Here is a 21,804-nt window from a genome sequence, read left to right as displayed (position 1 = left end):
TGGGGGTGCAGCCGAGTCCCGCGCCTTCCGCTGAAGGCTGGTGCGGCTCTCCCTCTCCGACTAAGGCGGGGTCATGACCTCGCCCTTTCCCTTGCCCGAACCCATGCGCCGCGCCTTTGCGCTGGCCCGCGCGGCAGAGGCAGCGGGCGAAGTTCCGATCGGCGCCGTGGTCACGCGCGATGGCGTCATCATCGGCGAGGGCGAGAATCGTAACCGCCGCGACAATGACCCCACTGCCCATGCCGAAATGGTCGCGATTCGCGCCGCAGCCACCCGGATCGGCGATTTCCGCCTGACCGGCTGCGACCTGTGGGTGACGCTGGAGCCGTGCCCGATGTGCGCGGGCGCGATTTCCCACGCGCGCGTCGCCCGGCTCTATTATGCGGTGTCCGACCCCAAGGGTGGCGCGGTCGAACAGGGACCGCGCCTCTTTGCCCAGCCGCAATGCCTGCACCGCCCCGAAATCTATGGCGGGCTGGCCGAGGCGGAGGGATCAGCGCTGCTGCGCGACTTTTTTGCCGCCCGGCGCTGAATAATCAATCTTGTACAGCGTGTAGGGCAGCGTCATCGCCGTCTTGAGCGTCACCGGCTGCAACCAGGCGGGAATCGTGCCGCGCATCAGGTCCGCGTAGAAGCCGCGCGGGCTGCGCGACTGATAGATGGTCCCTTCGGGGAAATTGGGACAGACCAGCAAATAGGTCGCATGATGCTTCGCCGCGATCGGGCGGAAGGCGTCGGCCGGCCCATCATAGGCATGATGCATGTCAAGGATCGTCGCGCCATTGCGATGATAGGGGCCGGCCACCGCGCTATGATGCGTCGTGGCGATGATGCGCGGCCCCAGGTCGACCATGGTGAAGATGGTCGCCGGCGGCAGCTGGTCCAGCACTTCCAGCGCCGGCAGGGTGCGACAGCGGCCATTGGCCTTCTTGATCGCGTCGGTGCGGGCGACGGCGGACGGGCGCCAGGGCTTGGGCTTGGTGCCGGTCGCCTGCTGCCACAGCGCGATCACCTGCGGATAGAGCGGATAGGCAAAGGCAATGGCGCCGACCAGCAGCGCGCCGATCCCCGCCAGGATGCGCACCCGGCGCGATCCGGTGAAGATCGCCGTCACCAGCCGCCATCCGGCCCAGGCGGCAGGCGGGATCGCCAGCAACTGCGCCGCCGGCCCGGCGCGCAGCTGCCAGAAGAGCAGAGCGGTCGAGAAAAGCATCATCAGGCCGATCGTCGCGAAGGCCCAGAGCCGGTCGCTGTCGCGCCGCAGTTCCCATAGCGCCCAGAGCAGGCCAAGAAGGCCCACCGCCGGCAGCGCCATCAGCGGCACGACCAGGCTCTGCGCCTGCGCGGTGATGGGCTTTGCCTCGCGGATATTGGCGAGCCAGAGCTGCTGCAGCTCAGGCGAGATCTGATAGGGGGTCAGGCATTGCGGCCAGTTCAGGAAGAAGAACAGACCCACCGCCCCGCCGACGATCATGCCGGCGATCAGCCGCTGCCACCAGAGCCGCAGCGGCAGGCGGCCGAGCAGCACCATGCCCGCACCGGCCGCGCCGAACACCGCGACCCAGATGGGCGAGATGGCGTCGCACACCATGTGGCGATTGTCGTAGCTGGCGAAGAGGACGTAGCAGAGCGAGGTCGCCCCCGCGAGGCTGAGGCCATAGGGCAGCATCCGCCGCCCGGCGCCATCGCGGAACACCCAGCGCAGCGCCACCAGCGCGCCGCCGGCGGCGAGATAGACGATCATCTCCATGCCGATCGCCACCGACAGGGCGCTCGACACGCCGGCCACCACGCCGCCGCGCAACCAGTTGCGATCGATAAGCCCCGCCATCATCGTCAGCGCCAGTGCCAGCTGCCAGCCATGATGGTCGATCCGCATCGGCGCGAACATGCCCAGGCCCATCTGCGCGGCGAGCGGCGCCAGCACCGCGAACAGCCAGGCCCAGCGCGCACCGACCGCGTCGCCCGCCAGCCGGCGTGCGATCGACCCCAGGCTCAGCATCAGCAGGAACAGCGGCAGCAACGGCGCGATCGCGCAGGCAAGTCGGTCGGCCAGATCCTGTTCGACAAAGGCGCGGAAGAACAGCATCAGCCCGGCGAGCGGGATGTCGACCAGCCGCGACCAGTGGATATTGGCACCGCCCGGCGGATCGAGCCGATATTGGCGCAGATCATACCAGCCTTGCCCGGCAAGCCAGTCCTTGACCTGGACGAAGCGGATATTGTCGTCGGTGTCGCTGAGCGTCAGCCAGTGGATGGCGGGCCAGCGGTCGACCAGCATGCCGACCAGGATCGCGATCCAGATCAGGAAGGTCAGCCACTTCCAGTGGCGATCGGCATAGGCGGTGAGGATCGCGAACCAATGGGACGCGCGGGCGCGGAAAGCAGGCCAGCTTTGCAAATTCATGGCCGGTGGATTAGACGCTCCACACCAAAGCGCAACGGGGCTCCATGAAAATCATCGACCGACTGTCGCCGGCCCATCAGGCCCTGTTCTGGCAGATATTGCGCTATGGCATCAGCGGCCTGTTCATCACCGCCTGCCAGGCGGCGATCTACTGGACGCTGGCGGCGCCGGTGGGCCTCCATCCACAGGTCGCCAACGGCATCGGTTATCTCTGCGCGGTGGCCATCGGCTATGTGCTGCACAATGCCTTCACCTTTCGCGGCCATGGCAGCCAGTCGGGCCATGCCGCGCGCGGTTTCCGCTTCGTCGCGGTCTCGCTGATCAGCTATGCGCTCAACGCCCTGTGGGTCTATCTGTGCGTCACCCATATGCGCTGGCCCGAATGGTCGCCGATCCCGGCGATGATCTTCCTCACCCCCGCCGTGGTGTTCGGCCTCAACCGGCAATGGGTGTTCCGCTAAGGGAAATACCCCCCGATCTCAGATCGCCAGCGCCCGGTTCGGCATGGCGCGCAAGCGGCCGACGTCGCGCTGCGGTGGCGCGCCGAACAGGCGGCGATATTCGCGACTGAACTGGGACGGGCTGTCATAGCCGACCTGATAGCCAGCCTCGGCCGCGTCGATCCGCTGTGCCAGCATCATCTGCCGCGCCTGCTGGAGCCGCAGCTGCTTTTGATATTGCAGCGGCGTCATCGCCGTCGCCCGGCGAAAATGATCGTGGAAGCTCGACAGGCTCATGCCGGCAAGATCGGCCAGCACCGGGCCGCTGAACGGTTCGCGATAATGGGCCTTGAGCCAGCGGATCGCGCGCGCGATTTGGCCGGTGCGGCTGTCACCATTCGCAATCGCGCGCAGCAGCCCGCCGCTCGGCCCCATCATCAACCGCAGCAGCAATTCCCGTTCGACCAATGGCGCCAGCAGCGCGGCGCTGTCCGGCTGGCCGAGCAGGCCGGTGAGCCGGCTCGCCGCGTCCAGCAGTTCGGGCGTGATCGGATGGAGCGAGAGCGCCCGCCCCTCCTCCACCGCCGCAGCCGCCGGCAGGGCCAGCGCCATGTCGGACAGCATCGCCGGGTCGAGATAGAGGCAGAAGCAGAGATAGGGGCTGTCCGCATCCGCCTGCGTCACCGTGCCGGTGATCGGCAGGTCGAGCGTGGCGACCAGATAGCTGGCCGGGCCATAGGCTATGACCGCGTCGCCCATCATCACCTGCTTGGCGCCCTGCGCGATGATGCAGAGAGCCGGGCGCTGGAGCATATGCACCGGCTCGCCCGGCTGCGACCAGCGCACCAGCGTCAGCCGCGGGATCAGCGTGTCGACTATGCCGTCCGCGTCCATATGGCGGGCGATCTGCTCGCCCAGATGCTCATGGCTCATGCGCACCCCCTTCCAGGAATTTCAGGCAATCTGAATAGCCCATAAGCCCGCCAATAGCCACTTCCGATCATTAATTCGGAATATCGTACAATCATGGCGCAGGACCATTCTACCGCTCCACGGCCGGACGGGCGCATTCCTGCTCCATCGGATCGGATGTCGATCCGCCCCAAGGATGGAGCTTCAATCATGGCTATCGAGAACAAGGTCATCGCGATCACCGGCGCCAGCAGCGGCATTGGCGAGGGCACGGCGCGGCTGCTGGCGGCGCGCGGGGCGAAGCTGATGCTGGGTGCCCGCCGCACCGACCGGCTGGCCGCGCTTGCCGACGAACTCAATGCTGCCGGCGGCCAGGTCGCTTTCCGCGCGCTCGACGTCACCGACCGCGCCGATGTCGAAGCGTTCATTGCCGCAACCGAAGCCGAATTTGGCCGCATCGACGTGCTGGTCAGCAATGCCGGGCTGATGCCGCTGTCGCGCTTCGACAGCTTGAAGGTCGAGGAATGGGACCGGATGATCGACGTCAACATCCGCGGAGTGCTGCACGGCATCGCCGCCGCCCTGCCCCGCTTCAAGGCCCAGGGCAGCGGCCATTTCGTCAATATCGCGTCGATCGGCGGCTATCGCGTCTGGCCGACCTGCGGCGTCTATTCGGCGACCAAATATGCGGTGCGCGCCATTTCCGACGGGCTGCGGATGGAGCACGATGACATCCGCGTCACCATCGTGTCGCCCGGCGTAGTCGAATCCGAACTGGCCAGCACCATCACCGAAGCGGGCGCCGCCGCCGCAATGGAGGATTTCCGCGCCATCGCCCTGACGCCGGACGCGATCGCCCGCGCCATCGCCTATGCGGTGGAGCAGCCCGACGATGTCGATGTGAATGAATTGATCGTCCGTCCGGTGCGGACGATGGACTGAGGAAGAGACCATTTGAGAAATGGCTGTACCAGCCCGCTCCCCCGCCTAACCACCCGATCCAGTGTCATCCTGTCGGGTGGTTGGGCGGGGGAGCGGGCTGGTACCGTACCGAAAAATCGCTCTTTCGCGATTTTTCCAAACAGACTCCGGGATCGGTTCAGGCCATCGCGCACCAAACGGCCGGCCGCCCCTGCACGGGCGGCCGGCGCCGTTTCGTCAGTGGACGAAACGCGCGACGACGTCGCGGTAGGAACGGCTGACCTTCACCTGGGCGCCGGATTCCAGCACCAGGAAGCATTCGCCGTTGGTATGGGGCTTCACCTGACGCACCTGGCTCAGGTTGACGATGGTCGAGCGATGGACGCGCTGGAAATTGCGCGGGTCGAGCCGCTTTTCCAGATCCTTCATCGTCTCGCGCAGGATCAGCGAATTGTCGGCGGTATAGATGCACATATAGTCGCCCGCCGCGTCGATCCGCTCGATCGAATCCACGTCGACGCGGAAAATCTGCCCGCGATCCTTGATGTTGATGAGCTTTTCGAAGCGGTTCGACGCCGGCGCATCCTCGTCGCCATTGGCAAAGTCGTGCATCGCGTCGGGCGCCACTTCGGCCAGCACCTCGCGCAGCTTTTCCGCTTCCTGCACCTGCTTCTTCTCGGACAGGCGCAGGCGCACCCGGTCGAGCGCATCGGCCAGGCGGCCTTCATCCACCGGCTTCATCAGATAATCGACCGCCTGTGCCTCGAAGGCGCGGATCGCATGGTCGCTATAGGCGGTGACGAAGATGAACAACGGTGGTTCGACCTCCATCATCCCCTGGACGACGGAGAAGCCGTCGAAGCCGGGCATCTGGATATCGAGGAACACAAGGTCGGGTTTATGCGTCTTGATGGCACGGATGGCTTCGCGGCCATTGGTGCAGGTCTCGATGATTTCGACATCCTCATGCGCTTGCAGACGGAGCTTAAGGCCTTGGATAGCCAGGCTTTCGTCGTCGACGAGGATTGTTCTGATGGTCATGCGGCCACTTTCGATGTTTCATCCATGTTAAGCGGAATTTCGATGATGACCGAAAATCCGCTTTGCGTGGAACGCGTTTCGAACCGCTGTCGTTCCCCGAAGGCCTGAATTAACCGGTCCCGGATGTTCGGCAGGCCGACGCCCGTCCCCTCGCTGACCGGAATGTGTGGCTTCATTGCGCCATCGTTCAATCCCGGCCCGCTGTCCGACACGACGATCCGGACATTTTCACCGGCGGGTTGCGCCGAGACCGAGATTTCCGCCCCTTCCTCCTTGGGCGTGACCGCATATTTGATCGCATTTTCCACCAGCGGCTGCAGCAGCAGCGACGGCAGGCGTGCGTGGGCGACCGAAGGATGGACGTCGAAGGACGGACGCAGCCGGTCCTCGAAGCGCATCTTCTCGATCTCCAGATAGAGTTTCAGCGTCTCGATCTCCTGCTCGATCGTCACATGCGCGGTCGGCTCGTTGATCAGCGTATAGCGCAGGAAGGAGGACAGCCGCGACAGCATCGCATTGGCGCGCGTGGTTTCCTTGAGCAGCACCAGGGTCGAGATGGAATTGAGCGTGTTGAACAGGAAATGCGGATTGAGCTGATAGCGCAGCATGGCGAGTTGCGCGCTCGACGCCTGATTCTCCAGATGCAGCAGCTGGTCCGCCTGTTCCTCCACCGTCAGGTAGAAGTTGATCGCATAATAGAGCGCCGACCAGGCGCCCAGCAGCGTCATCGACAGATAGAAGGCGCCCAGGAACAGCTGCAACCCGGCGGTTTCGCTGCCCTTGTTCTGGGTCGAAAAGACCCAGGCATCGATGAAGGCGACCATCGCGGCGGCGGCGACCACGGTAACGATCGACGCGCCCCAGGTCAGGATCGGCCGCTGTTTCTGCAGAAAACGGAAAGCGACCGCGATCAGCAAGGTCGCCGAATAGCCGGTGACGGTGGAGATCAGCACCGGGATCAGGCTGGACAGCGGCTGACCATTGGCGATGGTGGACGACCCGCGCAGTAGGAAGGCCCCGGCCCAGCCAAGCGACTGGAGGTTCCAGAAAGCGCGATTCTTGTCCGCGAAAAAGGGTTTGGGCTGCAGGGGATGGACTGACATTACCGACAGCCTAGGCGATTTCAGCGCCATGGTGAAGCCGCCCCGTCGTCCGGTATCAGGCCGCCGCAGCCGGCTCTTGCGCCATCGGGGTCACTTCGTCGCGGCACAGCCAGACCAGATCGCTCAGGTCCAGCGTGCGGCCGTCATGCGCCTGGATCGCGATCGCGCGGATCGGCAGGCCATCGCGCTTGTCCGCCAGCACCTGGCAGAAGGGCGGAGCGCTGCCCCATTTCTCGCCCCACTGGCGCAGTGCGATCATCGCGGGGGCCAGTTCCTGGCCCTTTTCGGTCAGCCGATATTCGACCTTGCGCCGGTCGCACTGCATCGGCTGGCGCAGCATGATGCCATTTTCGACGAGCCGCGCGAGGCGGTTGGCCAGGATATTGCGGGCGATGCCCAGCGTCGACTGGAACTCCTCGAAATGGCGAATGCCCGACAGGGCGCCCCGCAGGATCAGGAAGGACCAGCGCTCACCCATCGCCTCCAGCGCGGCGGGAAGGGCGCATTGTTCCAGGTCCTGGGCAAGATTATGTTTCATGATGTCGATCTAATAGCGCAAAGCGGCGACCGTTGCAAAAGTTGCACAAAGGCAACCCAAATCACACAGATCGGGATTTTTTTGTTGCGCTGCAAGGCGCTTCCCACACAATCGGGAAACGATGCTACGTCAATATGAACTTGTCGAACGGGTAAAGCGCTACGATCCGGATGCGGATGAAGCGATGATCAACCGCGCTTATGTCTTCTCCGTCCAGAAGCATGGCAGCCAGAAGCGTGCCAGCGGCGACCCCTATTTCAGCCATCCGATCGAGGTCGCGGGTATCCTGACCGACTTCTATCTGGACGACCAGACGATCGTGACAGCGCTGCTGCACGACACGATCGAGGATACGCTGGTCACCTATGACGAGATCGAGGAGGCGTTCGGCAAGGATGTCGCCCGCATGGTCGACGGCGTGACCAAGCTTTCCAAGATCGAGGCCATGTCCGAAAATGAGCGGGCGGCCGAGAATTTGCGCAAGTTCCTGCTCGCCATGTCGGACGATATCCGCGTGCTGCTGGTGAAGCTGGCCGACCGGCTGCACAATATGCGCACGCTGCACTTCATCAAGAATGAGCAGAAGCGCCGCCGCATCGCCAAGGAGACGATGGACATCTATGCCCCGCTGGCGGAGCGGATCGGCATGTATGACTTCATGCGCGAGATGCAGCTTCTCTCGTTCCGCGTGCTGGAACCCGAAGCCTATGACAGCATCACCAAGCGGCTGGAGCAACTGAAGGAAGGCGGCCATGACAAGGTCGACCGGATCGGCGCGGAGCTGCAATTGCTGTTGGGCGGCCATAATCTGTCCGTCACCGTGTCGGGCCGCGAAAAACATCCCTATTCCATCTGGAAGAAGATGCAGGAACGGCACATCAGCTTTGAACAGCTGACCGACGTCATGGCCTTCCGTGTCATCACGGAAACGACCGAGGATTGCTATCGCGCGCTCGGCGTCATCCACCAGACCTTCAAGATGGTGCCGGGCCGGTTCAAGGATTATATCTCCACCCCCAAGCGCAACGGCTATCGCTCGCTGCACACCACGGTCATCCATCAGGAAAATGCCCGTATCGAGGTGCAGATCCGCAGCCGCGACATGCATAATGACGCCGAACTCGGCCTTGCGGCGCACTGGGCCTACAAGCAGAAGGGCGACGCCACCGACCAGAATGCGGCCTGGCTGCGCGACCTGGTCGAAATCCTGGAACAGAGCCAGGATGCCGACGAGCTGCTCGAACATACCCGCATGGCGATGTATCAGGATCGCATCTTCGCCTTCTCGCCCAAGGGCGAGCTGCACCAGTTGCCCAAGGGATCGACCCCGGTCGACTTCGCCTATGCCGTCCACACATCGCTCGGCAACCAGACGGTCGGGGCGAAGGTGAATGGCCGGGTGGTGCCGCTGCGCACCTCCCTTGAAAATGGCGATCAGGTCGAAATCCTGAAATCCGCCGGCCAGGAACCCCAGCCCGGCTGGCTCAGCTTCGCCATCACCGGCAAGGCGCGCGCCGCCATCCGCCGCTTCATCCGCCAGAAGCAGCGCGGCGAGGAAGTGGCGCTGGGCGAAAAACTCTATGAGGAGATCATCGGTCGCTTCTCGCCCGAACTGGCGAGCGAGCTGGGCGACAAGGCGCTCAATGCCGCGCTCAAGCGGCTGAAACTGGAGGATCGTGCTTCGCTGATGGTGGCGATCGCCACGCATCGGTTGCTCGATTCCGAAGTGATGGAGGCGCTGATCCCCGGCTCCACCAGCGGCCAGGAACTGGAAGAAGCCCATCCGCGCCAGCATGCCCCGGTCTCGATCCGCGGCCTGACGCCGGGCATCGCCTACAAGCTGAGCGAATGCTGCCACCCGGTGCCGGGCGACCGCATCGTCGGCATCCGCCGCACCGGCGAGCCGATCGAGGTCCACACCATCGACTGCCGCACGCTGGAGGCGGGCCAGGACGATGACTGGGTCGACCTGAGCTGGGACAGCAAGTCCAAGGGCGGCACCGCCCGGCTGCAGGTCATCGTCAAGAACCAGCCCGGCGCCCTCGCCGCGGTCGCCAATGTGTTCGGCGCGACCAAGGCGAACATCCTCAACCTGCAACTGGTCAATCGCGAAGGCCCCTTCCACACCGACATCATCGACCTGGAAGTGGCCGACGCCCAGCATCTGAGCCGCATCGTCTCGGCGCTGCGCGCCCTCGACACGGTGGTGCAGGCGGACCGGGTCTAGGACAGAAGCAGCGGTGGGGGACGGCGTCCTCCACCGCCAACCGCCGCATTATGCCGGGATCGATACGCTACAATATGTAGCATTGGCGAAATTCACACCAAAAGCTCTCGGCCAATTCCCGCTCATGCGACAAAATCCGCTGCTCGCGGCTCATGGCAAAATAGCTGGCCGGAACTTGCTCCGCCGACCAATTGCGTTCGGACAGCCGCTCTGCCGCGGCACGCAATTCAGTGGGGCAGGCATATCCCAGCGCATTGACCTCACGATCATCGAGCGGACGCCAATTCTTCACCTTGCGAACGACCGGTGCCATGCAATCATGCCAGGCAATTATAGCGACAAGCGATGCCCGCTCATCCGGCGGCATATCTGTCAAATCCTCGGGCTCGGCATAGCCAGCGCTGCCCAACATCGTGCAGCAGAATGCGCTAAGCGCCACATTCACCCAAATATGCATAGCATCATCATGCTATCGCCCGCCCTACGAGGACACAATGCCGTTGCGCGATCGCAACCGTTCCTCGCCAGATTCCGCGTGACAGCATGGCTCAAAATCTGTAAGGGCGCCCCAGCAGACCCGTGGCTCATGCCATTGGTCTTCCGTCCGAGACAGTTGGTGAAGGGAATTTGCCCTTCTTAATCTCCAGCCTAGACGGGGAAAAGTTCTTTACCGGACGGGCCATGCGCCCGATTCGGGTCTGCCTGATTTCCCTTTCGAGGATATGGGCCAGTCGATCTCTCCCCTTCGGACTTAACTGCCCCATGGCTTGCCATGGGTTTTAGCCGTTCGCGTAGCGCAAGCGACGCGAACATGAAGTGGAGAATGGCATGGATCGTAATCAGAAATCTGAGATCGTCTCCGCGCTGAACGCTCAGCTGGCAGAAGTTGGTGTGGTCGTCGTGACCCGCAACCTCGGCATGACCGTCGCCCAGTCGACCGTCCTGCGCCAGAAGATGCGCGACGCCGGTGCGTCCTACAAGGTTACGAAGAACCGCCTCGTCAAGATCGCCCTCGAAGGCACCGACTATACCGGCATCAGCGACCTGCTGGCCGGCCCCGTCGGCCTCGCCTCCTCGGTCGATCCGGTTGCAGCCGCCAAGGTTGCAGTCGATTTCGCGAAGACCAACGACAAGCTTGAGATCGTTGGCGGCGCGATGGGCGAAGTGCTGCTCGATGCGGAGGGCGTCAAGGCCCTGGCATCGATGCCGTCGCTGGATGAACTGCGTGCGAAGCTGGTCGGCCTTCTGGTCGCCCCGGCTACCAAGCTCGCAACCGTCACCCAGGCACCGGCTGCGCAGCTTGCGCGCGTCTTCAACGCCTATGCGGAGAAGGAAGCGGCCTGAGCCGCCCCTCATCCTCATTAACTTTTGAACCTCATTTGTTCGGGGCAATCGCCCCTTGGAAGGAATTGAAAAATGGCAGACATCAACGCTCTGGTCGATCAGCTCTCGGCCCTCACCGTCCTCGAAGCCGCTGAGCTGTCGAAGGCTCTGGAAGAAAAGTGGGGCGTTTCGGCCGCCGCTGCTGTCGCTGTGGCCGCTCCGGCTGCTGGCGGCGCCGCTCCGGCTGCTGAAGAGCAGACCGAATTCGACGTGATCCTGACCGGCGACGGTGGCAAGAAGATCAACGTCATCAAGGAAGTCCGCGCCATCACCGGCCTGGGCCTGACCGAAGCCAAGGCTCTGGTCGAAGGCGCCCCGAAGGCTGTCAAGGAAGGCGCCAGCAAGGACGAAGCCGAAAAGCTGAAGAAGCAGCTGGAAGAAGCCGGCGCGACCGTCGAGCTGAAGTAAGCTGTTGCGGCGTTGCTTCGGCAAGGCCCGGCTTTCCGGTTGCAACCGGAGAAATTTGGGGTGGTGCCTTCGGGTGCCGCCCCTTTTTCTTTGTCCGATCAAGCTGATTGATTTCCGCGCCATATTTGCCTCTATTCCCGCCCACAGAATGGAATGGAGGATGCAGGCGATGCGGCGGACCACTATCATCGGGCTGGGCGCCCTGTTGCTCGGCACCAGCGCCCTTGGCACAGCCCCGCTCGCCGCCCGTTCCCCCACGCCCCAGCCGCAGATGGCCCAGACCGAAGCGGGAATCGTCCATGGCGCGCTCGACGCCGGGGTGGAAAGCTGGAAGGGCATTCCCTTCGCTGCGCCGCCGGTCGGCGACCTGCGCTGGCGCATGCCCCAGCCCGTGGCCCGCTGGCAGGGCGTGCGCGAAGCCACCGCCTATCGCAACGACTGCATGCAGCTGCCATTCCCCAGCGATGCGGCCCCGCTCGGCACCCCGCCGGCGGAGGATTGCCTCTACGCCAATGTCTGGAAGCCCGCCGGCGCCACCGCCAAGCTGCCGGTCCTGTTCTGGATCTATGGCGGCGGCTTCGTGAATGGTGGCTCCTCCCCGCCGACCTATGCGGGCGCGGCGCTGGCGAAGCAGGGGCTGATGGTGGTCAGCTTCAACTATCGGCTCGGCCGCTTCGGCACCTTCGCCCACCCCGCCCTTGCCGCCGCGAACGAGGACAAGGGCCTCGCCGGCAATTACGGCCTGATGGACCAGGTCGCGGCGCTGCAATGGGTGAAGCGCAACATCGCCCGTTTCGGCGGCGATCCCGCCAACATCACCATCATCGGCGAAAGCGCGGGCGGTATGTCGGTCCATGCCCTGCTGACCTCGCCTTTGTCACAGGGCCTGTTCCAGCGCGCGGTCATCATGTCGGGCGGCGATGGCCAGATGATGGGGCCAAAGGATGGCAGCGCCGCGACGATCGGCGAAGCCTTTGCCGCGACCAGGGGGATCAAGGGCAGCGACGCCGCCGCGCTCAAGGCGCTGCGCGCCCTCCCCGCCGACCAGGTGATTGACGGCCTCAACCTGGAGGGCATGTTCAAGGGCCAGCTTGGCCCCTACAGCCCGCCCTTCCCCGACGGCAGGATCGCGGTCAATCCCGCCGCCGCCTATGCTGCCGGCAATTTCGCCCATGTACCGGTGATGGTCGGCGCGACCGGCGCCGACATTGGTGGCCCCACGGGCTTCATGGTCGGCGGTGCCCGCACCGTCGCCGCCACGCTCGCGGCGGCGAAGCTGCCGGTCTACGCCTATCGCTTCGACTATGTCGCCACTTCGGTGGGCAAGCCCGGTGCGGGCCATGCCACCGACATCCCCTATTTCTTCGATACCCAGGCGATCAAATATGGCGCCGCGACCACGCCACGCGACAATTCAATGGGTCGCACCATCAGCGCCTATATCGTCAATTTCGCGCGCAGCGGCGATCCGAACGGCACCGGCCTTGCCGCCTGGCCGCGCTATGACGCGAGCGAGGATCGGATCATGTTGTTCAACCCCGACGGCAAGGCCGCAGCGCAGAAGGATCCGCTACCGCCGGTCACGCCCTGACAGGGGCATGCCCGGTCAGTAGTTCCACTGCACCTGGGTGCGGATCAGATTGCCTTCCGCCCGGCCGGTGCGCCGTTCGTCGGCTTCGGCGCGCTTCATCCGGGCATAGGCGAAGGTGAATTCCAGCGCCTTCCACGGCTGCCATTCCACACCCAGTTCGAATTCGTCGGTTTCCAGCCGCGGCGCGTTGGTGCCGGCCTTCCATCCGCCGCGATAATGCTGCCAGCGGGCATAGGGCATCAGCGCGCCGATCGTCTCGGTCGGCAGGCGATACATCATCTGGACATAGCCGCCGCTCAGATTCTTGGTCTCGATCGACTGGCTGTCCAGGTCATATTCCGGCCCCTTGCCCCAATTCCATTCGGCCTGGATGCCGAAGGGCTGGGGATAGAGAATGGCGTGCAGGCCGACACGATCATCGTCATAGGCAATCGTGCTGACGCCGCCGCTGCGCAGTTCGGGCTGCACATCGTTCATCATTGCCGATCCGCCGATTTCCAGCACCTGGCCCTCAAAGGCATCGCCCAGCCCATCCAGCTCGAACGGCCAGGTCGCGAACGCCACCTTCATCAGCCCGCGATTCTGCTCGGTCCGGTTGGTGCCCTGCCCGTTGAAGACGCCAAGGCCAAAGGCGCCATAATTGCCGAACAGCTTCTGCCCGTCATGCCCCAGCCGGTCCCAGATCTGCTGCACCGATGTCGGCGTATAATAGCCGACAATGCCCAGGTCGCGCTCGCTCGGCACCGCGCTGTTGATCGCGTCGCTGCGGTCGAGCGTCAGCCGGTTGGACGAGGACTGCATATTCTCCCAGCCGAACGGCACTTTCGACTGACCTAAGCGCACACGCCAATTCTTGTCCTTGTCGAGGTAGACATCGGCATAGGCATCGCGCAGCTGGACGAAGCCCTCGCGCCGCTCGCTGCCCGCCTGGTTGTTCACCGCCGACGCGAAATCGGATTGGAGATAGAGCGACACCCGATCGGACACATCGCCCTGCAGCACCAGCCGCGCCCGGCGCAGCGAAAAACCGCCGCGATCCGAGATCGAACTGTCATGGGGCGAACGGAGCCGGGACTCGCCGGTCGGCGCCGTGTCGTCGCCCGACAAGAAGGCGTTGTAGCGCATCTGGGTATAGCCGCGCAGCGACAGCTTCTCATACCAGGCCTTGGACTTGGGCGCCTCGGCCGACACCGGGACGGCCGCCGGCGCGGCCGGCGCAGCGGCCAGAGCGACGGGCGCAGCAGGCGGCGAAGCGGCGTCCACTGCGGGCACCGGCGCGGCCGCCACCGGCTGCGTGCCCTTGTTGGCGGCCAGTGCGGCGGTCAGCGCCTGCACCTGCGCCTTGAGTTCGTCGATCTGGCGCTGCAAGGCCGCATTATCCTGCGCCTGTGCCGGCGTGGAGATCATCAGCGTCGCCAGCGCGGTGCCGGCGGCCAGTCGCAATCGGAGCGTCATTCCTGTCCATTCCCCTGTTTCGGGGACGCCAGTATGAATCTTATGTTACATCGCAGCGTCTTTCAGATGTCGCTTTTGTGACATCGGCAAAAGCGCCGATCGCGGTTGGCGGCGGCGCCCCATCGGGCTGGAGCAGATTTCGATCCGGCCGTGCCGGATCGGCTGCTCCATATTTTTGATTTCCCGCCTTTTCCGAGTCATCAGGTGATTCCACCTGATTGGAAAACGCTTTAAGCCCGTTCCTGCATGTTTGCCGTCCCGCCCCGCCTGCGCGCCCTGTCGCGCCGCGCCGCCCTGATCGCCGGGGCCAGCCTCGGCCTCGCGCTCGGCAGCTGCTCCGACGAAGGCAGCGGCCCGGTGGTGGTCAGCGTCATCGGCAGCCGAACCGAACTTGCCAAGCCCTTGCAGAATCTGCCCAATCCGGCAGCCAAGCTGATCCTGGAGGCCACCGCCCAGGGGCTGGTCGCCTTCGATGCCGGCGGCGACATCTTGCCGGCCCTCGCCCAGCGCTGGGTGGTGGAGGATGATGGGCGCAGCTATATTTTCCGCCTGCGCCGCGCCTTCTGGGCCAATGGCGCTCGCGTCACCGCGCCCGATGTCGCCCGCATGCTGATGGCGCGGATCGAGATGCTGCGCCAGCTCGACCCCGACGGACCGCTCGACGCGGTGCAGGCGGTCGTGCCGATGACCGGCGAGGTGATCGAGATTCGCATGGCCGCTGCCCGCCCCTATGTGCTGCAGATGCTGGCCCAGCCGCAAATGGCGGTGTTGTCGCGCGACGGCGGCACCGGCCCCTATCGCAGCGTCTGGCGCAGCGGCGCGGCGATGCTCGCCCCGGTCGATCGCCTCAGCGGCGACGATGCCGACAGCGATGAGGAGGAAGCCGGCGTCCCCGCCTGGCAGACCCGCGTGCTGCGCGCCGAGCGCGCGTCGCTCGCCATCATCCGCTTCCGCGAGAAACAGTCGGCGCTGGTGCTGGGCGGCCGCTATGCCGACCTGCCCCTGCTGGTGCCCGCCGGCATCGATCGTGACGCCGTGCGAATGGACCCGGTGCAGGGGCTGCTGGGCCTTGCCGTCACCGGCAAGGGCGATCTGCTCGACGATGACGGCGTGCGCGCCGCGATCAACATGGCGGTCGATCGCAACCAGCTGCTCCAGATGTTCCCGCTGGGCGGCTGGGCGATCAGCGAGCAGTTGCTGCCCGGTCAGCTCGACCTGCCGGTGGCGCCGCCCACGCCCGGCTGGGTCGGGCAGGCGATGGATGATCGCCGCGCACAGGGCCGCGCCATCATCGACCGCTGGCGTGGCACCCATGGCGATCCGCCGCCGCTGCGCATCGCCCTGCCCGCCGGCCCCGGCTCGACCCTGTTGTTCGGCCTGTTGGCGCGCGATCTGGGCGCCATCGGCCTGGCCGCAGAGCGGGTCGATCTGGCCGACAAGGCGGACCTGTCCCTGATCGACGAGGTCGCCGCCTATGACAGCGCGCTCTGGTATCTCGGCCGCATCGGCTGTGCCCGCAAGATTCACTGCAGCCCGGAGGGCGAAGCCGCGCTGCAGGCCGCCAGCCTCGCCAGCACGGCGGAGGAGCGCGCCGCCCGCGTCGCCCAGGCGGTGGGCCTGATTCAGGGCCATGATGGCTATATTCCGCTCGGCGCACCGATCCGCTGGTCGCTGGTGTCGAAACGGCTCAGCGGCTTTCTGCCCTCGCCGCGTGGCCGCCACCCATTGAACCATCTCTTCCGCAGCACCAACTAAGGGTCTGCGCCCTTTTTGCCGCACCGGACGTTATCCGGCCGCACAGGGCTTTGGAGAGTGATGGAATGCCCGTTTCGGCCAAGCAGTTCGATGACCTTGTTCGTGACATGCCCGGCTTCGGCCGCGACCCCGCTTCGATCCGTCGCCGGATCGAGATGATGGAGGCCGTGCTGGAGGGGCTGTTCGTCATCCCCGGCACGAAGCGCCGGGTCGGCATGGACAGCCTGATCGGTCTCGTCCCCGTCGTCGGCGACATCGCGACCGCCGCCATGGGCGCCTGGATTGTGTGGGAAGCCCGCAATCTCGGCCTGTCGAAATGGCAGCTCACCCGCATGGCCGCCAATGTCGGCGTCGACACGCTGGTCGGTGCCATCCCCTTTGCCGGCGATATCTTCGACTTTCTCTACAAGTCGAACACGAAGAATCTGCGCATCATCCGCAAGCATCTCGATCGCCACCACCCCTCGACGGTGACGATCGACGGTTAATCCCGGTCAGCGACGCGGCTCGATGCGCAGTTGCGCCCGGTCGCGCACGCCGCCCTGTTGCGGCGGACAGGCCATGTAGCGATATTTGCGGTCCATGCAGATCCACACTTCGCTCAGCGCGCCGTCGCGGCTGACGTTCAGGCGGATGCCATCGGCGACCATGCCCTTGTTCTGTGCCGCGAACGCCTTGGCGAAATCCTGTGCCGACAGGGTCGGCCGCTGTGCCAGTGCATCCATGTCGGGGAAACGCACCGCCTGATAGAGCTTGCGCGACAGGGCGAAGAATTTGGTCGGCGTGGTCGGCATGCAGGTGCCATGCTTGACCCACTCATGCTGGATCAGCTGCACCGAAGGCGTCGAACAGAGATGATCGCTGATCACCTTGCGCGGCAATGGGGCGGCCGGTTTGCAATATTGCGGCCATTCCTTGCCGTAGCCGTCGGGCCACAGGCCATGCAGGGTGAAACCGAAATCATTGCCCGACCCGCACTGGAACGCATCGCGGGCGCCGCCCCGCGACGTCTTACAATATTGCGGGCTCCAGCTGACGGCCAGCGTGTAATAGCCGATCGGCAGCACGCGCTTGGGTTCGTCGGCGCTCGGCCCCTCCACTTGCGGGCGGGCGATGATCTCGGGCAGGCGGCACTGATTGGCCTGGGCATGGGCGATGCCGGGCAGCAGCAGGGCGATCAGGGGCAACAGATATTTACGCATGGGAAAAATCCAGTCCGATGTCGGCGGCAGGGGCAGATTGGGTGAGGCGGCCGACGCTGATATAGGTGACGCCGGTGTCCGCCTTGGCGCGGATCGTCTCCAGCGTGACGCCGCCCGATGCTTCGGTCGGCACCCGCCCGCCGACCAGGGTGACGGCGCCGCGCAGCGTGGCTGCATCCATATTGTCGAGCAGCAAATGGGTAGCGCCGGCGGCCAGCGCCGGCTCGATCTGGTCGACCCGGTCGACCTCGACGATGATCTGGGCGATGCCGGCGGCAACCGCACGGCGCGCCGCTTCCTCGACCGACCCGGCGACCGCGACATGATTATCCTTGATCATCGCCGCATCCCACAGGCCCATGCGATGATTGGTCGCGCCGCCCATGCGGGTGGCATATTTCTCTAGCCGGCGCAGACCGGGGATCGTCTTGCGTGTATCCAGCAAGGTCGCGCCCGTGCCCAGGATCGCGTCGACATAGGCGCGGGTCATGGTGGCGATGCCGGTCAGATGCTGCACCGTGTTGAGCGCCGATCGCTCGGCCGTCAGCAGCGCGCGGGCCTTGCCCCGGATGCGCATGATGTCGGTCCCCGCCGCCACCCGGTCGCCATCCTGGTGCAGCAGCTCGATCTCGACATCGGGATCGAGCGTCCGGAAGAAGGCGACCGCGATCGGCAGGCCGGCCAGCGTCACCGCGTCGCGGCTGTCCATCACCCCGTCGAAGATCGCATCGGCCGGGATCACCGCCTCGCTGGTGACGTCGCGGCCGTCCGGCCCCAGATCTTCCGCCAGCGTCGAAGCGACAAAGGCGTCGAGATCGAACCCTTCCAGCGTGAAAGCCGCGCTCACTTCTTCTTCTCCACCAGTTCGCGGGTCAGGAAGGCGTGCAGCAGCGCCGCGCGCACCGCATCCTCGGCATGGTCGGCGCCGACCGAATGGCCGCCCTCGCGATATTCATGATAATAGACCGTGCTGCCAGTCGCCTTCAGCTTCGCCGCCATCTTGCGCGCATGGCCCGGATGCACCCGGTCATCCTTGGTCGACAGGTAGAAGAAGGCGGGCGGATACTGCGCCCCGGCCTTCACATTCTGATAGGGCGACCATTTGGACATGAACGCCCAGTCGGAGGGCACATCGGGATCGCCATATTCCGCCACCCACGAGGCGCCGGCCGACAGATGCGAATAGCGCTTCATATCCTCCAGCGGCGATCCCGCGATCACCGCGCCATAGAGGTCGGGCCGCTGGGTCATCGCCGCGCCGACCAGCACGCCGCCATTGGAGCGGCCGGAAATGCCGATATCGCCCTTGGTCGACACGCCGGTCTTGACCAGATCCTCGGCCACCGCCGCCAGATCGTCGAACGCATTCTGGCGCTTCTCGCGCAGCGCGTCCTGATGCCAGGCCGGGCCATATTCGCCGCCGCCGCGGATATTGGCGAGGACATAGGCATTGCCATCCTCGACCCAGAACAGGCCCAGCGGCCCGGCGCGATAGGGTTCGGTGGTGAGGTAGGTCGGCGTCTGCGCCGCACGGAACCCGCCATAGGCATGGATGAACGCCGGCACCGGTCCCGTCACGCCCTTCTTGCGCGCCAGGAAATAGGGGATCTTCGTCCCGTCCTTCGACGTGGCGAAGCGCTGCTCCACCACGAACTGGCTGGCGTCGAAGCGCGCGGGCAATTGCTGGATCGTGCGCGCCGCCCCCTGCGCTCCCGCCACCATCAGGCTGGGCGGCGTCAGCATCCCCTCGACCGAAGCGAAGACCCGGTCGCCCTTGTCGTCGGTGCCGACCAGATGGACCGTCGCCTTGTCCGCCAGCGGCACCGAACGGCTGGTCCAGCGGCCGGTGGCAGCGTCGCGGGTCATCGCCAGCAGCGCGCCCGACACATTGTCGAGCTGCTTCACCCACAGGATATTGTCGGTGGTGCGCACTTCCTCGACCACGGAGGTCGCGGTCGGCTTCAGCACGACCTGCGGCGCCCCCGCCTTGCCCGCCGCCACATCGGCGATCGGCCAGGACACCAGCGATCCGGTCGGAATGTCGCCCAGCGGCTTGTTCAGCAGCACGATCATCTGGCCGCCGATCAAGCCACGGAAATCCGCCGTATCGGGCACCGGTGTGCGGATCAGCTGGCCGTTCGCGCCCTCGATATAGAGGTCGTTGGTGTAGAAGGTCAGCGCCCGGTCGATGAAGACCCAGCGTTTGTCGCCATCCTGCTCGACGCGCGGCCGCACCGAAATGTCGCTGTCGACGCCTTCCTTGACCAAAGTTGCGGCCGACAATGGCGTGCCCCGCTTCCAGCGCTTGACGATGCGCGGATAGCCCGACGCGGTCAGCGATCCCGCGCCATAATCGGTGCCAACCAGCAACGTGTCCTTGTCGGCCCAGGCGACGTCGCTCTTGGCTTCGGGCAGGGTGAAGCCGCCCTCGACGAACTTGCCGGTGGCGAGGTCATATTCGCGCACGACATCGGCATCGGTGCCGCCCGCGCTCAGCGAGATCAGGCAGCGACCATAATCGGGCGCCAGGCAATCGGCGCCATGCCAGACCCAGCTCTTGCCCTCGGCCTTGCCCAGCGCATCGACGTCGATGATCGTCGTCCAATTGGGCTTGCCGGCCAGATAGGATGCCAGGTCGCTCGACCGCCACAGGCCGCGGGGGTTCTTCGCGTCGCGCCACAAATTGGTGACCCGGTCGCCCATCACCTTGTCCGGCACCGCGATCTGGCTTTCATCGTCCAGGATCGCGCGCGCCCGCGCCCGGTCCGCCTCGAACCGCGGGCTGGCCCGCAACAGCTTTTCCGTCTCGCCATTCCACTGCTCGACCTGCGCGATCGCCTTGGCGCCCTCGATATCCTCCAGCCAGAGATAGGGATCGTCACCCGTGGCGGGCGCGGCGGCGATCAGGGCAGGAGCGGAAGCGATGGCGATCGCCATCAGGGCGGAACGGAGCGTCAGCTTATGTCTCATGGCCCGATGCGATAGGCGATGATGCGGGGCCGTTACAACAGCGAGCCGACCATCCGCGCGACATTTTCCGCAACCTTGCGATAGAGCGGCCGGGCGCGCCATATTTCGCGGTCCAGCGTCTCCGCCCGCGCCATGAAACGGCGCTGCACCACCTCCACCGCCGCCACCGTTTCCGCGTCATAGAGGAGCAGGCTGGCTTCCTCGTTCAGCTCGAAACTGCGCATGTCGACATTGGCGGAGCCGACCACCGCCAGCCGACCGTCGATGCTGACGGTCTTGGCGTGGACGAATTCGGGCCGATGGGCGTGGATGCCGATGCCCGCCGCCATCAGCTCGGCATAATAAGAGGATTGCGCCGCATGGACCAGCCACTGGTCGACCGGCTTGGACACGATCAGATCGACGGTCACGCCGCGCAGCACCGCCGTGCGCATCGCATCGACCAGATCATCGTCGGGGATGAAATAGGGCGTCACCAGCATCACATGGCTGCACGCCTGATGCAGTTGCCACACCAGCAGCGTCTTGAACCCTTCCAGCGGATAGTTGGACCCGCTCGGCAGCAATTGCGCCACCGCGTCGCCGGCCGGTTCGGGAATGGTCACCGGCCCTTCGGGCAACTGGTGCGTCTCCATATACCAGTCGGCCCGCACCAGCGCCTCCAGCTCCGCCACCACCGGCCCGGTCACCCGCGCCACCAGTTCCTGGTTGACGATGCCGGGCTTGAAGTCGCGCGCGACGATATTCTGCGATCCGACATGGCCGATCGTCCCGTCGATCACGAACAGCTTGCGATGGTTGCGCATGTCGCGCCTTGTCCGCCCGCGGATCCAGCGGAACGGCAAAGCGGCGCACAGCTCCACCCCCGCCGCCGTCAGCATCGCTTCCATCCCCTTGCGCCAGGGACGCGATCCGACCGGATCATACATGACCTGCACGGTGACGCCGCGCTTCACCGCCGCGCCCAGCGCATCGGCCACGCGCTGTCCTACCGCATCATCGGCGAAGATATAGACGAGGATGCGGATGCTGTGCTGCGCGGCATTGATGTCCGCCACCAGCCGATCGATCGCGACGATATAGTCGAAGATCAGATCGACCCGGTTGCCGCCGGTCGCCGGCATCTTGCCCAGCTTCGCGGCCAGGTCGACGATCGGATCGGGCGGCGGCGCATGGGGCGCAAGCCGCGCCGCAATGCCGCCGAACCAGGGATCAAGCTCGCCAAAGCGATCGCGCCGCCATTCGGGGAAACGCGGGCTGCCGATCGTCCAGAACAAGAGCAGTCCCGGCACCGGCAGGAAGAAGATCAGCAGCAGCCACGCCCGCGTCGCGGCCGGCGATCGACGAAAGGGCACGGCGATCAGCGCGCCGATGCGGATCGCCCATTCCAGCGCATAATAGGCCAGGCCCAGTTCGCTGTCGGGGAGGTTGACCATGTGACCGACCTCCCC

General features: G+C 65.2%; 20 protein-coding genes. 9 read left to right on the top strand and 11 right to left on the bottom strand.

Translation table 11 applies throughout. The features are described from left to right. Positions 1 to 73: 73 nt before the first annotated feature. Positions 74 to 532 carry a nucleoside deaminase gene (locus DIZ22_RS00525; protein ID WP_048938364.1) on the top strand — a complete coding sequence of 153 codons (459 nt, stop codon included), beginning with the start codon at positions 74 to 76 and terminating at the stop codon, positions 530 to 532. Here DIZ22_RS00525 and DIZ22_RS00520 read toward each other — a convergent pair. Continuing rightward, positions 494 to 2,407 (bottom strand): hypothetical protein, encoded by a 1,914-nt coding sequence (locus tag DIZ22_RS00520; RefSeq protein ID WP_048938365.1) that lies wholly within the window; start codon positions 2,405 to 2,407, stop codon positions 494 to 496. The two genes, DIZ22_RS00525 and DIZ22_RS00520, sit on opposite strands and share 39 nt — an antisense overlap. A 44-nt stretch (positions 2,408 to 2,451) precedes the next feature. On the opposite strand from DIZ22_RS00520, the gene DIZ22_RS00515 reads away from it, so the two are divergent. Next, positions 2,452 to 2,868 (top strand): GtrA family protein, encoded by a 417-nt coding sequence (locus DIZ22_RS00515; protein ID WP_048938366.1) that lies wholly within the window; start codon positions 2,452 to 2,454, stop codon positions 2,866 to 2,868. Between the two features lie 18 nt (positions 2,869 to 2,886). Here DIZ22_RS00515 and DIZ22_RS00510 read toward each other — a convergent pair whose 3' ends face one another. Further along, a complete protein-coding gene (locus DIZ22_RS00510) occupies positions 2,887 to 3,780 on the bottom strand; it encodes an AraC family transcriptional regulator (protein WP_048938367.1) in 894 nt (297 codons plus the stop codon). Positions 3,781 to 3,969: 189 nt separating this feature from the next. On the opposite strand from DIZ22_RS00510, the gene DIZ22_RS00505 reads away from it, so the two are divergent. After that, a complete protein-coding gene (locus DIZ22_RS00505) occupies positions 3,970 to 4,701 on the top strand; it encodes an SDR family oxidoreductase (protein WP_048938405.1) in 732 nt (243 codons plus the stop codon). Between the two features lie 216 nt (positions 4,702 to 4,917). Here DIZ22_RS00505 and DIZ22_RS00500 read toward each other — a convergent pair whose 3' ends face one another. Genes DIZ22_RS00500 through DIZ22_RS00490 form a run of 3 tightly spaced genes read right to left on the bottom strand, consistent with a single transcriptional unit; the run spans position 4,918 to position 7,362 of the window. Further along, positions 4,918 to 5,721 (bottom strand): LytTR family DNA-binding domain-containing protein, encoded by an 804-nt coding sequence (locus tag DIZ22_RS00500; protein WP_004210477.1) that lies wholly within the window; start codon positions 5,719 to 5,721, stop codon positions 4,918 to 4,920. Beyond that, positions 5,718 to 6,824: a histidine kinase gene (locus DIZ22_RS00495; protein ID WP_010336741.1), complete on the bottom strand. Its 1,107-nt coding sequence runs from the start codon at positions 6,822 to 6,824 to the stop codon at positions 5,718 to 5,720. The genes DIZ22_RS00500 and DIZ22_RS00495 overlap by 4 nt, the downstream gene beginning before the upstream one ends. 55 nt (positions 6,825 to 6,879) lie before the next feature. Next, complete coding sequence (locus DIZ22_RS00490) at positions 6,880 to 7,362, bottom strand: helix-turn-helix domain-containing protein (RefSeq protein WP_010336740.1); 483 nt, start codon at positions 7,360 to 7,362, stop codon at positions 6,880 to 6,882. A 121-nt stretch (positions 7,363 to 7,483) separates the two neighbouring features. Here DIZ22_RS00490 and DIZ22_RS00485 point away from each other — a divergent pair, with 121 nt between their 5' ends. Continuing rightward, positions 7,484 to 9,589, top strand: coding sequence for a bifunctional (p)ppGpp synthetase/guanosine-3',5'-bis(diphosphate) 3'-pyrophosphohydrolase (locus DIZ22_RS00485; RefSeq protein WP_004210474.1), 2,106 nt, complete (start codon positions 7,484 to 7,486; stop codon positions 9,587 to 9,589). Positions 9,590 to 9,656: 67 nt separating this feature from the next. On the opposite strand, the gene DIZ22_RS00480 is transcribed toward DIZ22_RS00485, so the two are convergent. Next, positions 9,657 to 10,046 (bottom strand): hypothetical protein, encoded by a 390-nt coding sequence (locus DIZ22_RS00480; RefSeq protein WP_048938368.1) that lies wholly within the window; start codon positions 10,044 to 10,046, stop codon positions 9,657 to 9,659. A gap of 371 nt (positions 10,047 to 10,417) precedes the next feature. Here DIZ22_RS00480 and rplJ point away from each other — a divergent pair, with 371 nt between their 5' ends. The 3 genes from rplJ to DIZ22_RS00465 all read left to right on the top strand — a co-directional run bounded on the left by rplJ (position 10,418) and on the right by DIZ22_RS00465 (position 12,971). Then, positions 10,418 to 10,933, top strand: a complete 516-nt coding sequence (gene rplJ, locus DIZ22_RS00475; protein WP_048938369.1) for a 50S ribosomal protein L10 — start codon at positions 10,418 to 10,420, stop codon at positions 10,931 to 10,933. Between the two features lie 72 nt (positions 10,934 to 11,005). Continuing rightward, on the top strand, positions 11,006 to 11,380 hold the full coding sequence (rplL, locus tag DIZ22_RS00470) for a 50S ribosomal protein L7/L12 (protein WP_004210471.1): 375 nt from the start codon (positions 11,006 to 11,008) through the stop codon (positions 11,378 to 11,380). Positions 11,381 to 11,549: 169 nt separating this feature from the next. Then, positions 11,550 to 12,971 (top strand): carboxylesterase family protein, encoded by a 1,422-nt coding sequence (locus tag DIZ22_RS00465; protein WP_048938406.1) that lies wholly within the window; start codon positions 11,550 to 11,552, stop codon positions 12,969 to 12,971. Between the two features lie 15 nt (positions 12,972 to 12,986). On the opposite strand, the gene DIZ22_RS00460 is transcribed toward DIZ22_RS00465, so the two are convergent. Next, positions 12,987 to 14,426 (bottom strand): porin, encoded by a 1,440-nt coding sequence (locus tag DIZ22_RS00460; RefSeq protein WP_048938370.1) that lies wholly within the window; start codon positions 14,424 to 14,426, stop codon positions 12,987 to 12,989. Between the two features lie 246 nt (positions 14,427 to 14,672). Between DIZ22_RS00460 and DIZ22_RS00455 the strand changes: the two genes are divergently transcribed. Together DIZ22_RS00455 and DIZ22_RS00450 are read left to right on the top strand one after the other, a co-directional pair. Beyond that, a complete protein-coding gene (locus tag DIZ22_RS00455) occupies positions 14,673 to 16,181 on the top strand; it encodes an ABC transporter substrate-binding protein (RefSeq protein ID WP_048938371.1) in 1,509 nt (502 codons plus the stop codon). Between the two features lie 65 nt (positions 16,182 to 16,246). Further along, positions 16,247 to 16,669 carry a DUF4112 domain-containing protein gene (locus tag DIZ22_RS00450; protein WP_010336734.1) on the top strand — a complete coding sequence of 141 codons (423 nt, stop codon included), beginning with the start codon at positions 16,247 to 16,249 and terminating at the stop codon, positions 16,667 to 16,669. Positions 16,670 to 16,675: 6 nt separating this feature from the next. On the opposite strand, the gene DIZ22_RS00445 is transcribed toward DIZ22_RS00450, so the two are convergent. From DIZ22_RS00445 to DIZ22_RS00430, 4 genes are read right to left on the bottom strand one after another with little or no spacing between them, the layout of a single operon-like run. Beyond that, positions 16,676 to 17,383 carry a ribonuclease T gene (locus DIZ22_RS00445; protein ID WP_048938372.1) on the bottom strand — a complete coding sequence of 236 codons (708 nt, stop codon included), beginning with the start codon at positions 17,381 to 17,383 and terminating at the stop codon, positions 16,676 to 16,678. Then, positions 17,376 to 18,230: a carboxylating nicotinate-nucleotide diphosphorylase gene (gene nadC / locus DIZ22_RS00440; RefSeq protein ID WP_048938373.1), complete on the bottom strand. Its 855-nt coding sequence runs from the start codon at positions 18,228 to 18,230 to the stop codon at positions 17,376 to 17,378. The genes DIZ22_RS00445 and nadC overlap by 8 nt, the downstream gene beginning before the upstream one ends. Further along, complete coding sequence (locus tag DIZ22_RS00435; protein WP_048938374.1) at positions 18,227 to 20,353, bottom strand: prolyl oligopeptidase family serine peptidase; 2,127 nt, start codon at positions 20,351 to 20,353, stop codon at positions 18,227 to 18,229. The genes nadC and DIZ22_RS00435 overlap by 4 nt, the downstream gene beginning before the upstream one ends. A 32-nt stretch (positions 20,354 to 20,385) precedes the next feature. Then, the gene (locus DIZ22_RS00430) at positions 20,386 to 21,789 is read right to left on the bottom strand and encodes a phospholipase D-like domain-containing protein (protein ID WP_048938375.1); all 1,404 of its coding nucleotides are present in this window, start codon (positions 21,787 to 21,789) and stop codon (positions 20,386 to 20,388) included. Positions 21,790 to 21,804: the final 15 nt, after the last annotated feature.

The organism is Sphingobium sp. LF-16 (genome assembly GCF_003711185.1).
Lineage (GTDB): Bacteria > Pseudomonadota > Alphaproteobacteria > Sphingomonadales > Sphingomonadaceae > Sphingobium > Sphingobium yanoikuyae_A.
Note: the sequence above shows the minus strand (reverse complement) of the source record. Positions and strands in the feature narration are given on the sequence as shown.